Consider the following 13,149-nt stretch of genomic DNA (forward strand, 5'->3'; position numbering starts at 1 on the left):
ACTCGAAGGAGACAGCATGACGGTGGCGTGGGACCCGAGCAGGTACGGACAGTTCTCGAACGAGAGGGCGCGACCGTTCTTCGACCTCGTGGGGCGCGTCGACGCGGTCGACCCCGCCCTCGTCGTCGACCTCGGCTGCGGCAACGGACCCCTGACGCTCTCGCTGGCCGACCGGTGGCCCGGTGCGCGGGTCGTGGGTGTCGACAGCAGCGTGGAGATGCTCGACGCGGCCCGTGCCCTCGACACCGACGGGCGGGTCGAGTGGGTCGAGGCCGACCTGGCCGAGTGGGACATCGAGAGTCTCGGCGCCGCGCCCGACGTCATCGTGAGCAACGCTGCCCTGCAGTGGGTCCCGCGCCACCTGCCGCTCATCGAGCACTGGGTGGAGGCGCTGGCGCCCGGCGGGTGGTTCGCGCTGCAGGTCCCGGGCAACTTCGACGCACCGACGCACGCACTCATGCGCGAGACCGCCGTCGACCACCCCCGGGCGGGCGAGCTCGAGGCCGCGAGCAAGCGCTACGGCGCCGGTGACCCGTCGACCTACCTGCAGATCCTCAGCGCCCACGGCCTCGCCGTCGACGCCTGGGAGACCACGTACACGCACGTGCTCGACCCCGCGGGCGAGAGCGAGAACCCCGTGCTCGACTGGGTCTCGGGCACCGGGCTGCGCCCGATGCTGGAGGTGCTCGACGACGAGAGCGAGCGCGAGGAGTTCATCGCGGCCTACGCCGACAAGGTCGCCGCCGCCTACCCCCGCACCCCGGCGGGGGTGCTGCTGACCTTCCGTCGGGTCTTCGCGGTGGGCCGCAAGGCCTGATCAGGCCCCGGACGCGCCCAGGCCGGCCGGCGCCGAGCGCAGGCCGGTCAGGCCGTTCCAAGCGAGGTTGACGACGTGCGCAGCGACGACCTCCTTGGCGGGTGAGCGGGTCTCGAGCCACGACTGGCCGGTGAGCGAGACCATGCCGACGAGCATCTGCGCGTACATCGGGGCGGCCTGGGTGTCGAACCCCCGCTGCTCGAAGGCGTCGGAGAGCAGGTAGGAGACCTGGGCGGCCACGTCGGACATGAGCGACGAGTAGGTGCCGGTCGGGGCCCCGCCGGCGACATCGCGCACGAGGATCCGGAACCCGTCCGACGACCCCTCGATGTAGTCGAAGAGGGCGAGCGCGGCCCGCTCGATGGTCTCCCGGTCCGACCCGCCCCGGGTGAGGGAGGTGGTGATGCGGTCCGTGAGCGTGCGCAGCTCGCGGTCGACGACGACGGCGTACAGGCCCTCCTTGCCGCCGAAGTGCTCGTACACCGCCGGCTTGGAGACCCGGGCGGTCGCGGCGATCTCCTCGACCGAGGTGCCGTCGACCCCCTTCGCCGCGAAGAGGCCACGACCGACGCTCACGAGCTGCTCGCGACGCGCGGCACCGGTCATCCGCGGACGCCGGGGTGTCGGTGTCTGGTCGTCTCGCTGGCTCATGCGTCCATTGTCGGTGACGGGCGAAGGGGGTGGGTCGACTACCCTGACCGGTGCCGCTCCGGCGGCGTTCCCCGGTTGGTCTGCCGGCAGGGCCCGCCTGACTTTGAATCAGGACTAGCGACGTAGGTTCGACTCCTACCCGGGGAGCTTCAGTCGATCTCCTCGCCCGCGAGGGCCTTGGCGGCGAGGCGCTCCTGCTCGCTCACCTCCCAGACCTCCCACGCGGCGTGCAGCGCGATGGCGATGATCCCGCAGCCGAGGACGAGGTCCGGCCAGCCCGACGAGGTCCACAGCGTGATGACGGCCATCCCGATGACGGCTACGTTGACGAGCACGTCGTTGCGCGCCGAGAGGAAGGCCGCGCGGCTGAGCGAGCCGCCCGCGTGCCGCACGCCCGCGAGCAGCCAGCCGCTCGTGCCGTTGATGACGATGGCGCCGAGCGAGGCGAGGACGACCGGCAGGACCTCAGGGGCCACGGGGTCGGAGAAGCGCCGGACGGCCTCCCAGCCGGCGACGGCGGCGGGACCGAGGATGACCAGGGCCATGCCCTTGCCCATGAGCGCCCGTCGGGCGAGCGGCCAGCCGAGTGCGACGAAGATCAGCAGGTTGATCGACGTGTCCTCGAGGAAGTCGACGCTGTCGGCGAGGAGCGACACCGAGCCCGCGACGAGGGCCACGGAGAACTCGACGAAGAAGTAGGCGAAGTTCAGCCCGGCGACGACCAGCACGACCCGCCGCAGCCGGTCGGCATCGAGGCGCGGCGGGTGCTGCGTGTCGGTCCCCATGGGCCGCAGGCTATCCCGCGCGACGCGGCCGGGCCGGGTCGGCGACAATCTCCCCGTGACGACCTCGCCCCACACCAGCCCAGTGCAGGAGAGCGGTCCCCGGCGGCGCGTCCCGTGGATCTTCCTCGGGGTGCTCGCGCTCTCGCTCGTCCCGGCCGCCATCTACTTCTGGGACGACCTCCCGGCGTTCGGCGGCGAGGATCCGCAGGTGGGTGGCCGGGTGCTGTGGAGCAGCGAGGACATCGCGGTCCAGCTCGGCCCGGACGGGTGGGTGACCCACCCGGCGGACGGCGACGGGTACGTCGCCACCAACGTGCGCACGGACGAGAGCTGGACCGTCGGTGACATGTCCTCGCAGCGCGAGATCACGCCGAAGGGGGTCATCGTCCAGGACGTCGAGGGGCAGGTCGTCCTCCAGCGTGACGGGTCGCGGTTGACGACCCGGGCGCAGGACATCGTCGAGGCCTTCGGCGACGCGGACCTGTGGCCCGGCGAGGACGTCGTCCCGGTCGGGGTGAGTGCCGATCACGTCGCCGTCCTCACCTGCCTCGCGCCCGCACCGGCCCGCCTGGTCGACGAGGTCGAGGGCGGCACACAGGTCGTCGCGGGCATCGACCTCGAGGACGCCTCGGTCGCGTGGACGCACGACACGGGGGTGGCGTGCGGGCCGCAGGTGACGCCGTCGTACTACCCGGACACGCTGCCGGAGCAGGAGTACCTGCTCGTCGAGACCGCTGACGACGCCCGCCACGCGGTCGACCTCGACACCGGCCGGGTGGAGCGTCGCTGGACCGGCGTCCGCAGGTCCGACGTGACCGTCCACGGGGACCACGTCCTCGAGCCGGCCGGCGCGGATGCGGTCGCCTACCGCTCGCTGCCGACGGAGGAGGTCGTGGCGCGGGTCGAGTGCGACGGGGCGAGTGCGGGCGACCCGCAGCACATCAGCCGGCAGCTCGCGCCGGAGGTCACCCCCTTCGTCGCCTGCCGGGACGGCGTCCGCCTCGTCGACGACGGCGAGGTCGTCGACAGCGGGGCCGCCCCCGTCACCGGGATCGACGGCAAGCTGGGCTCCGAGCCGGTCGCGGTGGGCCGGACCGTCCTGCGGCGCACGGGCGACGGCGTGCAGCTCTCCGACGGGCTCACCGACGAGACCATCGGCACCCTGGACGTCCCGGAGGGCTACGAGGTCGGGCAGTTCGGGCCGGTCGGTCGGCTCATCGGGTTCGTCCGCATCGACGCCGGCGGGGAGCGCGTGACCGGTGACTACCGGGTCTTCGACGCGACGACCGGCGAGCTCGTGCTCGCCGCCGGGCCGGGGATGCGCACGGGGACCGACCTGGCCCCGTCCGGGGAGGTCCTCGTCTCTCTGGACGAGGACGCCGCGGAGGACGGAGCGCCCCGCGCCTGGGTCGCGGGCGCGCGGGAGGCGTCATGACCCGCACACCGAGCAAGACGGCCGACCTCACCAGGCTCGTCGCCGTCGTCGTGGTCGGAGCACTGCTCGCCGGGGCGGGGTTGTGGTTCTTCACGAGCCGTGGGGGCGGCGCCGTCGACGGCCGGGTCTACTACCAGGGCGACGACACCTACTCGGTGCAGCTGGGGCCCGGGGGCTGGTTCGTCCACTCCGACGACGAGGGCGGATACCTCGTCGAGCACGCGCAGGAGGGCGGGGCGTGGCAGCTGGAGGGCTCGGGGCGGCCCGAGGCGCTGACCTCCGACGGGAGGTCGGTCAGCGCGCTCGGCGGGGACGTCACGATCTCCGGTGACGGCACGCGGGTGCAGGCGCTGGCTGCGGACCTGCTCGTCGCGCACGGTGACAAGACCCTGCGGGCGGGGGAGTCGGCCGAGGTCATCGGGCTCTCCGAGGAGCACGTGGCGGTCGTGTCCTGCTTGTCCCCGGACGGCGCACCCAGGCTGGACGAGGACGGGGAGGACGGTCAGCTGGTCGTCTCCGGGGTCGCGCTCGACGACGGCGCGGTCACGTGGAGCCACGACCCGGGGGTGGCGTGCGACGCCGACCTGGCCGCGCTCTACCCCACCGCTCTGCCGGAGCAGCGCTACGTGCTGCTCACGCCGCGCACGGACCGGACCGAGGCCCTCGACCTCGACACCGGCAGGATCGCCCGGAACTGGCAGGACTCACCTCGCGGCCGCGTCGTGGTGCGCGAGGACATCGCGGTGCACCGCTCGGGCGACGAGGTGACGGCGACCTCCCTCCGCTCCGGCCGGGAGGTCGCACGGGTCAGCTGCCCGGGCGCGCGTCTCGACACCCCCGGTGACTCCGGCGGGCGGTTGGCGGCCGACGCGACGCCCCTCGTGAGGTGCGGCGACTCGGTCCGGCTCTTCGACGGGTCCGGGTTCGTCACGGTGAAGGCCCCTCCCGTCGACGAGAGCCAGGAGGTGCCCGATGGCAGGAGCGTCGTGCACGACCGCTACCTGCTGCGGCGCGACGGTGACCGGGTGACGATCACGGACGCGTTGTCCGGCACGGGCGTCGGCTCGGTCGAGGTGCCCGACGGCATGCGCATCGCGACCAACGAGCCACGCGGGCGACTCGTCGTGTTCTACCGCACGCGCGAGGCGGTGTTCGGCGACAAGCTCAGCTCGAGCCAGCGGGTCGTGGACGCGCGGACGGCGACGACGGTCGCGGCAGGTGACGGGATGGCCCCCGGAGTCCAGACCTCTCCCGACGGCTACGCGGTCCTCAGCAAGCGGACCGAGCGTCGTCGCAGCCGCGCCGCCCGCCAGTACGTGTGGGTCGTCGGAGTGCGCTGAAGTGGACCCGCGGCCGGTCGTCCTCGTCGAGGGTGAGAGCGACCTGATCGCCCTGTGCGCCCTGGCGGCTCGCACGCGGCAGGATCTCGCGGGCGTCGAGATCGTGGCGTTGGGTGGCATCACCAACCTCCGCGCGCACGCCCTGCGCCTCGGACCGCTCGGCGAGGGCCGTCGCTTGCTCGGCCTCTACGACATCGGCGAGGAACGCCACGTGCGAAGGGGGCTGGCCGCAGCCGGGATCCCCGTCGCGCCCGACGAGGGCGGTCCTGCACGACGGGACTTCCACGCCTGCGTCGTCGACCTCGAGGACGAGCTGCTGCGCTCCCTCGGTCCGGACGGCGTGGAGGCCGTCATCGACGCGGCGGGTGACTCCACCTCCCTTCGCCTGCTGGCGGGGATGCCGGCGCAGCGCGACTGGACGCGCGAGCAGGTGCTGCGGCGCTTCCTCACGTCGCAGTCGGGTCGCAAGGCGAGGTACGCGCGGTTGTGCGTCCAGGTGCTGGACCTCGACCGAGCGCCGGCGCCGCTGACCGCGGTGCTGGCGGCCGTGGCGGCCACGTAGCCTGCTGGCGTGCGACTCCTCCTCATCCGTCACGGCCAGACCCCCAACAACGTGACCGGCGCGCTCGACACCGCCTTCCCCGGTGCGGGTCTGACCGAGCTCGGGCACGCCCAGTCCGCGGCCGTGCCCGCGGCGCTCGCGGACGAGGACGTGAGCGCGGTCTACGCCTCGCCGCTCGTGCGCACCCAGCTCACCGGCTCCCCGCTCGGCGCGGAGCGCGGCGTCGACATGCACGTGCGCGAGGGACTGGAGGAGATCGTCGCCGGCGAGTACGAGATGCGGTCGGACCGCTCGGCCGTCGAGGCCTACCTCGGGGGAGTGGCCGCCTGGCTGCACCGCGACCTCGACCACGCCCTGCCGGGCGGCACGACCGGGCACGACTTCATGACCCGGTACGACGGGGCCGTGCGCGGCATCGCCGAGGCCCACGGGCGCGACGACACGGTCGCGCTCTTCAGCCACGGCGCGGCGATCCGCGTCTACGCGACCCTCGCGGCCGGACTCGACGCGGAGCACGTCGAGGGGCTGTGGATCAACAACACCGGCATGGTCCTGCTCGAGGGCCACCCCGGTGACGGCTGGGACCTCGTGCGCTGGCACGCCGACCCGCTCGGCGGCGCCCACCTCGCGAGCGTCCGCGCCCACGACGTCACGGGCGAGGCGATCGACGAGGAGCTCGAGGGCTGATCCGTCGGGCCACGTGGAGAAGGCGTGGACCGAGACCACGGGAGGTCGTCAGGGCCCCGTCGTCCACGACCCCGAGCGCATCACCGCGGTCACCTCGAGGGTCTCGTCGAGCACGACGAGGTCGGCGCGGGCGCCGGCCTCGATGCGACCGACGTCGCCCAGGCCGAGGGCGGCCGCCGGTGCCCGGGTCGCCGCGTCCACCGCCTGCTCGAGCGTGAACCCGCTCGCGACGGAGTGCCGCACGGCAGCGGCCATGGTCAGCGTCGAGCCGGCGATCGCGCCGCTCGGTGTGCGGGCCACCCCGTCGCGCACCTGCACGTGGATCGGGCCGAGGTGGTAGTCGCCGTCGGCCGCGGCGGCCGCGCCCATCGCGTCGGTGACGAGCACGATCCGGCCGGGCGCCGCGCCGAGCGCGAGGCGGAGCATCGCCGGGTGGACGTGCACGCCGTCGGAGATCAGCTCGACCGACACCCGCTCGTCCTGCAGGAGTGCCGCGATCGGCCCGGGCCGGCGGTGGTGGAGGCCGCGGACCTGGTTGTACAGGTGGGTCGCGGTGCTCGCGCCGGCGTCGATCGCCGCCCGCGTCTGCTCCCAGGTGGCGTCCGTGTGCCCCACCGCCGCCACCGCACCCGCACCGACGACCCGGCGCACCGCGTCGAGGCCCCCGTCGAGCTCCGGTGCGAGCGTCACCATCCGCAGCGCCTCGCCCCCGGCGGCCAGCAGCTGCTCCACGTCCTCCGGCGAAGGGGGCCGCAGCAGCGCCGGCTCGTGGGCGCCGCAGAAGTCGCGCGCGAGCCACGGGCCCTCGAGGTGCAGCCCGGCGAGCAGCCCGTCGGTGACGAGGTCGCGCAGCCCCCGCATCGACCGGTCGAGGGCGTCGACCTCGTCGGTCACGAGGCTCGCGACGAGGCTCGTCGTTCCGTGGCGCAGGTGCGCCGCGGCCACGGTCGCCGCCTCGTCGGCGTCACCGACGGTGAAGGACGCGCCGCCGCCCCCGTGGCAGTGGGTGTCGACGAAACCCGGCGCGAGGGTGCCCGGCAGGACCACCTCGGCAGGTGAGGGGGGACCCCCTTCGCCGGTCCCGACGATGCGGTCACCGGCGACGCGCACCCACCCCGGGGCGAGCGTGCCCCCCGGGGCGAGGACGCGGTCGGCGGCGAGGATCACGCGCTGTCGTCCGCCGTGACGAGGGACTCCTCGCCCTCCTCCTCGCGGCCGGGGGTGCGCAGGTTCCACCGGCGGATGACGAAGCGGAAGAGCACGTAGTACACGAGCGCGTAGCCGAGCCCGATGACGACGAGCAGCAGGGGCTTGGTGGCGATGTTGAAGTTGAGGACGTAGTCGAAGAGGCCGGCGGAGAAGCCGAACCCGTCCTTGATCCCGAGGGCGTTGACCAGGGCCAGCGAGCTGCCGGTGAGGAGCGCGTGGATGACGTAGAGCGGCCATGCGACGAACATGAAGGCGAACTCGAGCGGCTCCGTGACGCCGGTGAGGAAGGCGGTGAGCGCGGCCGAACCCATGATGCCGCCGACGACCTTGCGCTGCGCCGGCTTGGCCTCGTGGTAGATCGCCAGGGCGGCGGCCGGCAGGGCGAACATCATGATCGGGAAGAAGCCGGTCATGAAGGCGCCCGCCGTCGGGTCGCCGTTGAGGAAGCGGGCGATGTCACCGGTGACCGGCTGGCCGCCCGCGGGCGTGTACTCGCCGATGAGGAACCACGGCGGGTTGTTGAGGATGTGGTGCAGCCCGGTCGGGATGAGCAGCCGGTTGACCGTGCCGTAGACGAAACCACCGAGCACCTCGTTGTCGGCGACCCACTCACCGAGGTTGGTGATGCCGGCGTCGAACCACGTGTAGACGAGGCTGACGAGCACGGAGATGACGATGGCCGCGGTGGCGGTCGCGATCGGGACGAAGCGGCGGCCGCCGAAGAAGGCGAGGTATGCCGGCAGCTTGATCCGGTGGTAGCGCTGCCAGAGCCACGCCGCGACGAGGCCCATGATGATGCCGCCGAAGACGCCGTAGTTGATCAGCTCCTGCTCCTCGCCCTCGGGGGCAGCGCCGAGGACGACGGGGGACATCGCGTCGCCCACGCCCTTGAAGACGAGGTAGCCGACGACGGCCGCGAGGGCCGTCGAGCCGTCCGACTTCCTCGCCATGCCGATGGCGATGCCGACGGCGAAGAGGATGGGCAGGTTGTCGAAGAGCGCGCCGCCCGCGGCGCCGATGACCGGCGCGACGCGCGTCCACCCGAGGCCGTCGGCGCCGAGGAGGTCGGGCTGGCCGAGGCGCAGCAGGAGCGCCGCTGCGGGCAGGGCCGCGATGGGCAGCATGAGGCTGCGCCCGAACTTCTGGAGCGGGGCGAGGTTGAGCTTCTTGCGTGCCGGGCGGTCGCCGGGCACGTCGATGGGCCCGTCTGCAGTGGTCACGAGTCAATCCCTTCCTTCAGGTGCCGGGGGTGGGGTGTCGTCCCGGCGCAACGACATGTGCAGCTGGTAGCGGTCCCCGCGGTAGCGGGAGACGACGTGCTCGACCGGGCGGCCGAGGCTCGAGGAGAGGCGGCGGAAGACGAGCAGCGGCGTGTGCGCCGGGCTCGCGAGCAGCCGGGCGACGGTGCCCTCGGCGCTCTCGCCCCACAGGGTCTGCTCGGCGGCGTCGATGGCGACGCCGTACTCGTCGGAGAGGAGGGCGTAGATCGAGTCGCCGAGGTCGTGGGCGTCGAGGTCGGGCAGGAGCGTGGCGGAGTACCAGCTCTCCTCGAGGGCGATCGGCTGGCCGTCGGCCAGCCGCAGGCGCTCCAGCCGCCACGAGCTGTCCTCGCCGAGCCATGCGGCGACCTCGCCCGGGGGGGCCGCCCGCTCGACGACGAGCAGCCGGGTCGAGGGCTCGAGCCCGCGCCGGCGCATGTCCTGGCTGAAGCTCGCCAGGTGCAGCTGGCTCTCGAGTCGCGGTCGGGTGACGAAGGTGCCCTTGCCCTGCACGCGGCTCAGCAGGCCGTCGGCGATGAGCGACTCGATCGCCTTGCGCACCGTGGCCCGCGAGACGTCGTGGGTCGTCATGAGCTCGCGCTCGGAGGGGATGGCCGCGTCGGGCCCGAGGGCATTCGCGAGCTCGGCGAGGCGGGCGCGCAGCTGCGCGTGCTTCGGCCGAGAGCCGATCAGCCTGTCCCGGGACACTTCCGGATCCTCACCCTCATTGGTACGGTCTGGTACGTACCAGTGAGGATCCACGTCGAGGTGGGAGGTGTCAAGCAGGTGAGCGTCATGGCCGACGAGATCGCGCAGCAGCCCGGTGCGGTCCGTCGCACCCTCGCCGCCCTGCTGCCCCTGCGCGCCGACGTGCGCGCCCTGGCCCGGGGTCGTCGCCGCGTCCTGCTCGTCGCCCGCGGCTCGAGCGACAACGCCGCCGTCTACGCCCGCTACCTCCTCGAGGCCCGCGCGGGCGTCCCGACGGGCCTCGCCGCCCCGAGCATCGCGACCCACTACCGCGCCCGCCTCGACCTCACCGACACGCTGGCCGTCGCGATCTCGCAGTCCGGCGCGACCACGGAGATCGTCGACACGCTCGCGTGGGCCCGGGCCTGCGGTGCCGCGACCGTGGCCGTGACCAATGTCGAGGGCTCCCCGCTGGCGAAGGGGGCGGACCTCCCCTTCGTCACCCGGGCCGGGCCGGAGCGGGCGGTGCCCGCCACGAAGACCTACCTCACCCAGCTCGCCGCGACGGCCGTCCTCGGTGACGCCCTCGGCGCTCGGGTCGAGGAGCCGCTCGCCCGGGTCGCCGACGAGGTCGAGGCGGCGCTCGCCGACCCGGGCCGGCTCGACCCCGCCGTGGAGCTGCTGCACGGCGCCGAGCACGTCGTCGTCTCGGGCCGCGGGATGTGCCTCGGCACCGCGCTGGAGACCGCGCTGAAGATCGAGGAGACCTGCCTCGTGCCCGTGCGCGGCTACTCGTACGCCGACCTGCGACACGGGCCGATCTCCGTCGTCGACCCCGGTGTCGTCGCGGTGCTCGTCGCCGCCCAGGACGGCCCGATGACGGGACCGGTCACCGAGCTCGCCGACGACCTGCGCCGCAGGGGCGCGCAGGTCGTCGGCATCGGCGGGGACACCCCCTTCGCGCGGGCCTGCGACGTCCACGTCGCCGGGCCCGACCTGCCGGAGGCGGTGGCTCCGCTCGGGCTCATCGCGCCGGCCCAGCAGCTCGTCGAGCGGCTCTCCCGAGCGCTCGGCCTCGACCCCGACAGCCCCCGCGGCCTGGCCAAGGTCACCCGCACCGACACCTGACGCACCACCCAACGAGAGGACACACCATGGCAACCAAGGCGGAGCAGATCCTCGCCGGCCTCGGCGGCGCCGACAACGTCGTCGAGATCGAGCCGTGCATCACGCGGCTGCGCACCGAGGTCCGCGACGGCTCCAAGGTCGACCAGGCCGCGCTCAAGGCGGCCGGCGCGCACGGCGTCATGGCCCAGGGCACGGTCGTCCAGGTCGTCGTCGGCCCCGAGGCCGACACCCTGGCCGAGGACATCGAGGACCTGATGTGAGTGAGGTCCTCGCCCCCTGCGCCGGCGCCGTGCGGCCCGTGACCGAGAGCGTCGACGACGTCTTCGCCGCCCAGCTCGTCGGCCCCGGGGTCGTCATCGACCCACCCGACGGCCGGACGAGCGTGCTCGCCCCGATCGGCGGGGCGGTGATGAAGGTGCACCCGCACGCCTTCGTCGTCGTCGGCGAGGGCACCGGCGTGCTCGTGCACCTCGGGATCAACACCGTGGGGCTCCAGGGCGAGGGCTTCGAGGTGCTCGTCGAGCAGGGCGCGACGGTCGCCGCCGGTGACCCGATGATCACCTGGGACCCGTCGTCGCTGCCGAACGAGATCGCGGGGCGGCCGATCTCGCGCGAGGTCCCGGTCATCGTCCTCGACGCCGCCCCCGACTCGCTCGACCTGTCAGGCATGCCGGAACGTGTCGGCGCCGGCGACCTGCTCTACGCCGTGCCGGGCTAGGCGGCGCGGGCAGGTCCTGCCGCTCAAAACTCCCAACACAAATACAGGTTGGTTTCTCTTTACTTCTGTTGGTTCGGGTCCTATCGTGGTGCTTCGTCACCACTGGTACGGGCGCCCGTGACGCCCATGGAGGACGAGGGAGTCCACCGCGATGTACGCACCCGAGCGGCAGCAGCGCATCCTCGAGATGGCGCGCGCCCACGGGCGGGTCGAGGTCCTCGCCCTGTCCTCGGCCCTGGGGGTGACGACGGAGACCGTCCGGCGTGACCTCACCGCCCTCGAGCGCCGGGGGTCCGTGCGCCGGGTCCACGGCGGGGCGCTCCCGGTCGAGCGGCTCGAGGTCGAGCCGCCCCTGGCGACCCGCGCGAGCCAGAACTCGCAGACCAAGCGCCGCATCGCCGCCCGGGCCCTGGACGAGCTGCCCACCGAGGGCGCGATCCTCCTCGACGGCGGCTCGACGACGCGGGCGCTCGCCGAGCTCCTCCCGGACCGCGAGGGGCTCACGGTCGTCACCAACTCCATCGACACCGCGGTGATCCTGCAGGGCCACACCCACACGGGCCTCTACGTCCTCGGGGGTCGCGTCCGCGGCCGGACCGGCGCCTGCGTGGGGGCCTGGGTCACCTCCGCCCTCGCCGATGTCTGCGTCGACGTCGCCTTCCTCGGCACCAACGGCTTCTCCCCGACGCGCGGCATGACGACCCCGGACCAGGCCGAGGCCGTGGCCAAGCGGGCCATGGTCTCCGCCGCGCGCCGGACCGTCGTCCTCGCGGACTCGACCAAGTCCGGGGACGACCACTTCCACCGCTTCGCCGACGGTGGGTCGATCGACCTGCTCATCACCGACGAGGACCTCGACACCGACACCGCCGCCGCGCTCGGCGCCGAGGGCATGGCCGTGGTGCTCGCATGATCATCACGCTCACGCCCAACCCGAGCGTCGACCGCACCGTGGCCTTCGACGACCTGCACCGGGGTGCGGTCAACCGCGCGACCTCGAGCCGGATCGACCCCGGCGGCAAGGGGGTCAACGTCTCGCGGGCGCTCACCGCCCAGGGCGCGGCGACGCTCGCCGTCCTGCCCGAAGGGGGCCCCGAGGGGCACCTGATGGCCGACCTGCTCGACGACGCAGGAGTCGCCCGCCGGGGGGTCCCGATCCGCGGCTCCGTCCGGCTGAACATCACCGCCGTCGAGCCCGACGGCACGACGACCAAGCTCAACGAGCCCGGCCCGACCCTCGACGCCTCGGAGGTCGACCGCCTCCTGCAGACCGTCGCCGACTGCGTCCGCTCCGTCCCCGACGAGCCGGTCTGGGTCGTGACGTGCGGCTCCCTGCCACCCGGTGCGCCCGTCGACCTGCACGCCCGGCTCGTGCGTTCTGCTCGGGCGGCGGGGGCCCGCGTCGCCGTCGACTCCTCGGGCGACCCCCTGCGTCCCGCGGTCGCCGAGCGCCCGGACCTCGTCAAGCCCAACCGCGTCGAGCTCGAAGAGCTCGTCGGTGCCGAGCTCCCCACGCTCGGCGACGTCATCGACGCGGCCCGCGACATCGTCGCGCAGGGCATCGGCACGGTCGCCGTGAGCCTCGGTCGCGACGGCGCGGTCCTCGTCGACGCCTCGGGAGCCACCCACGCCCGGGCCACGATCGGCACCCCCCGGTCCACCGTCGGTGCCGGCGACTGCATGCTCGCCGGCCTCGTCCACGACCTGTCGAGCGGCACCACACCCGAGGCCGCCCTGCGCACGGGCGTGCTCTGGGGCGCCGCGGCCGTCACCCTGCCCGGCAGCCGCGTCCCCGGCCCCGACGACCTCGTCGGCATCGCCGTCGAGCTGACCTCCACCCCCGACCGCTCCCTCGCCGTCCGCGACTGAGC

At 73.6% G+C, this 13,149-nt stretch carries 15 protein-coding genes and 1 tRNA gene; 11 read left to right on the forward strand and 5 right to left on the reverse strand.

What is annotated here, in order from left to right; genetic code table 11:
- Positions 1-16: 16 nt before the first annotated feature.
- Positions 17-817 carry a methyltransferase domain-containing protein gene (locus tag ABC138_RS02945; protein ID WP_068321545.1) on the forward strand — a complete coding sequence of 267 codons (801 nt, stop codon included), beginning with the start codon at positions 17-19 and terminating at the stop codon, positions 815-817.
- Here ABC138_RS02945 and ABC138_RS02950 read toward each other — a convergent pair whose 3' ends face one another.
- The gene (locus ABC138_RS02950; protein ID WP_345912730.1) at positions 818-1,423 is read right to left on the reverse strand and encodes a TetR/AcrR family transcriptional regulator; all 606 of its coding nucleotides are present in this window, start codon (positions 1,421-1,423) and stop codon (positions 818-820) included.
- Between the two features lie 113 nt (positions 1,424-1,536).
- Here ABC138_RS02950 and ABC138_RS02955 point away from each other — a divergent pair.
- Positions 1,537-1,615: transfer RNA gene (locus ABC138_RS02955), tRNA-Gln, on the forward strand.
- Between the two features lie 2 nt (positions 1,616-1,617).
- On the opposite strand, the gene ABC138_RS02960 is transcribed toward ABC138_RS02955, so the two are convergent.
- Entirely contained in the window at positions 1,618-2,253 is a 636-nt protein-coding gene (locus ABC138_RS02960; protein ID WP_068321551.1) for a cation diffusion facilitator family transporter, read from the reverse strand.
- Between the two features lie 55 nt (positions 2,254-2,308).
- On the opposite strand from ABC138_RS02960, the gene ABC138_RS02965 reads away from it, so the two are divergent.
- The 4 genes from ABC138_RS02965 to ABC138_RS02980 are packed head-to-tail and all read left to right on the forward strand — an operon-like array spanning position 2,309 to position 6,277.
- Entirely contained in the window at positions 2,309-3,688 is a 1,380-nt protein-coding gene (locus tag ABC138_RS02965) for a hypothetical protein (protein WP_170307540.1), read from the forward strand.
- Positions 3,685-5,028, forward strand: coding sequence for a hypothetical protein (locus ABC138_RS02970; RefSeq protein WP_068423700.1), 1,344 nt, complete (start codon positions 3,685-3,687; stop codon positions 5,026-5,028). The genes ABC138_RS02965 and ABC138_RS02970 overlap by 4 nt, the downstream gene beginning before the upstream one ends.
- 1 nt (position 5,029) lies before the next feature.
- Positions 5,030-5,590 (forward strand): TOPRIM nucleotidyl transferase/hydrolase domain-containing protein, encoded by a 561-nt coding sequence (locus tag ABC138_RS02975; RefSeq protein WP_345912709.1) that lies wholly within the window; start codon positions 5,030-5,032, stop codon positions 5,588-5,590.
- A 9-nt stretch (positions 5,591-5,599) separates the two neighbouring features.
- Positions 5,600-6,277: a histidine phosphatase family protein gene (locus ABC138_RS02980; RefSeq protein ID WP_068423704.1), complete on the forward strand. Its 678-nt coding sequence runs from the start codon at positions 5,600-5,602 to the stop codon at positions 6,275-6,277.
- 48 nt (positions 6,278-6,325) lie between these two features.
- Here the strand turns inward: ABC138_RS02980 and nagA are convergent, their stop codons facing one another.
- From nagA to ABC138_RS02995, 3 genes are read right to left on the reverse strand one after another with little or no spacing between them, the layout of a single operon-like run.
- Positions 6,326-7,444 (reverse strand): N-acetylglucosamine-6-phosphate deacetylase, encoded by a 1,119-nt coding sequence (nagA, locus tag ABC138_RS02985; protein ID WP_068423706.1) that lies wholly within the window; start codon positions 7,442-7,444, stop codon positions 6,326-6,328.
- A complete protein-coding gene (locus tag ABC138_RS02990; protein WP_345912731.1) occupies positions 7,441-8,685 on the reverse strand; it encodes a PTS transporter subunit EIIC in 1,245 nt (414 codons plus the stop codon). Before ABC138_RS02990 ends, nagA begins: the two co-directional genes overlap by 4 nt.
- A gap of 24 nt (positions 8,686-8,709) precedes the next feature.
- On the reverse strand, positions 8,710-9,453 hold the full coding sequence (locus ABC138_RS02995; protein WP_345912710.1) for a GntR family transcriptional regulator: 744 nt from the start codon (positions 9,451-9,453) through the stop codon (positions 8,710-8,712).
- A gap of 87 nt (positions 9,454-9,540) precedes the next feature.
- On the opposite strand from ABC138_RS02995, the gene ABC138_RS03000 reads away from it, so the two are divergent.
- The 5 genes from ABC138_RS03000 to pfkB all read left to right on the forward strand — a co-directional run bounded on the left by ABC138_RS03000 (position 9,541) and on the right by pfkB (position 13,147).
- On the forward strand, positions 9,541-10,560 hold the full coding sequence (locus tag ABC138_RS03000; protein ID WP_345912711.1) for an SIS domain-containing protein: 1,020 nt from the start codon (positions 9,541-9,543) through the stop codon (positions 10,558-10,560).
- Positions 10,557-10,820, forward strand: a complete 264-nt coding sequence (locus tag ABC138_RS03005; protein WP_255218231.1) for a PTS glucose/sucrose transporter subunit IIB — start codon at positions 10,557-10,559, stop codon at positions 10,818-10,820. The genes ABC138_RS03000 and ABC138_RS03005 overlap by 4 nt, the downstream gene beginning before the upstream one ends.
- A complete protein-coding gene (locus ABC138_RS03010; RefSeq protein ID WP_345912712.1) occupies positions 10,817-11,278 on the forward strand; it encodes a PTS glucose transporter subunit IIA in 462 nt (153 codons plus the stop codon). Before ABC138_RS03005 ends, ABC138_RS03010 begins: the two co-directional genes overlap by 4 nt.
- 151 nt (positions 11,279-11,429) lie before the next feature.
- Positions 11,430-12,191, forward strand: a complete 762-nt coding sequence (locus ABC138_RS03015; protein WP_068321574.1) for a DeoR/GlpR family DNA-binding transcription regulator — start codon at positions 11,430-11,432, stop codon at positions 12,189-12,191.
- Complete coding sequence (gene pfkB, locus ABC138_RS03020; RefSeq protein ID WP_345912713.1) at positions 12,188-13,147, forward strand: 1-phosphofructokinase; 960 nt, start codon at positions 12,188-12,190, stop codon at positions 13,145-13,147. Before ABC138_RS03015 ends, pfkB begins: the two co-directional genes overlap by 4 nt.
- Positions 13,148-13,149: the final 2 nt, after the last annotated feature.

The sequence above is a fragment of the Janibacter sp. LM genome, assembly GCF_039631275.1.
GTDB lineage: Bacteria > Actinomycetota > Actinomycetes > Actinomycetales > Dermatophilaceae > Janibacter > Janibacter terrae.

Excerpts from the sequence above, each read along its gene's own strand:
- ABC138_RS02945 (WP_068321545.1), top strand. The coding sequence starts at position 17 with ATGACGGTGGCGTGGGACCCGAGCAGGTACGGACAGTTCTCGAACGAG.
- pfkB (WP_345912713.1), top strand. The coding sequence starts at position 12,188 with ATGATCATCACGCTCACGCCCAACCCGAGCGTCGACCGCACCGTGGCC.
- ABC138_RS02970 (WP_068423700.1), top strand. The coding sequence starts at position 3,685 with ATGACCCGCACACCGAGCAAGACGGCCGACCTCACCAGGCTCGTCGCC.
- ABC138_RS02950 (WP_345912730.1), bottom strand. The coding sequence starts at position 1,423 with ATGACCGGTGCCGCGCGTCGCGAGCAGCTCGTGAGCGTCGGTCGTGGC.
- ABC138_RS03000 (WP_345912711.1), top strand. The coding sequence starts at position 9,541 with ATGGCCGACGAGATCGCGCAGCAGCCCGGTGCGGTCCGTCGCACCCTC.
- ABC138_RS02960 (WP_068321551.1), bottom strand. The coding sequence starts at position 2,253 with ATGGGGACCGACACGCAGCACCCGCCGCGCCTCGATGCCGACCGGCTG.
- ABC138_RS03015 (WP_068321574.1), top strand. The coding sequence starts at position 11,430 with ATGTACGCACCCGAGCGGCAGCAGCGCATCCTCGAGATGGCGCGCGCC.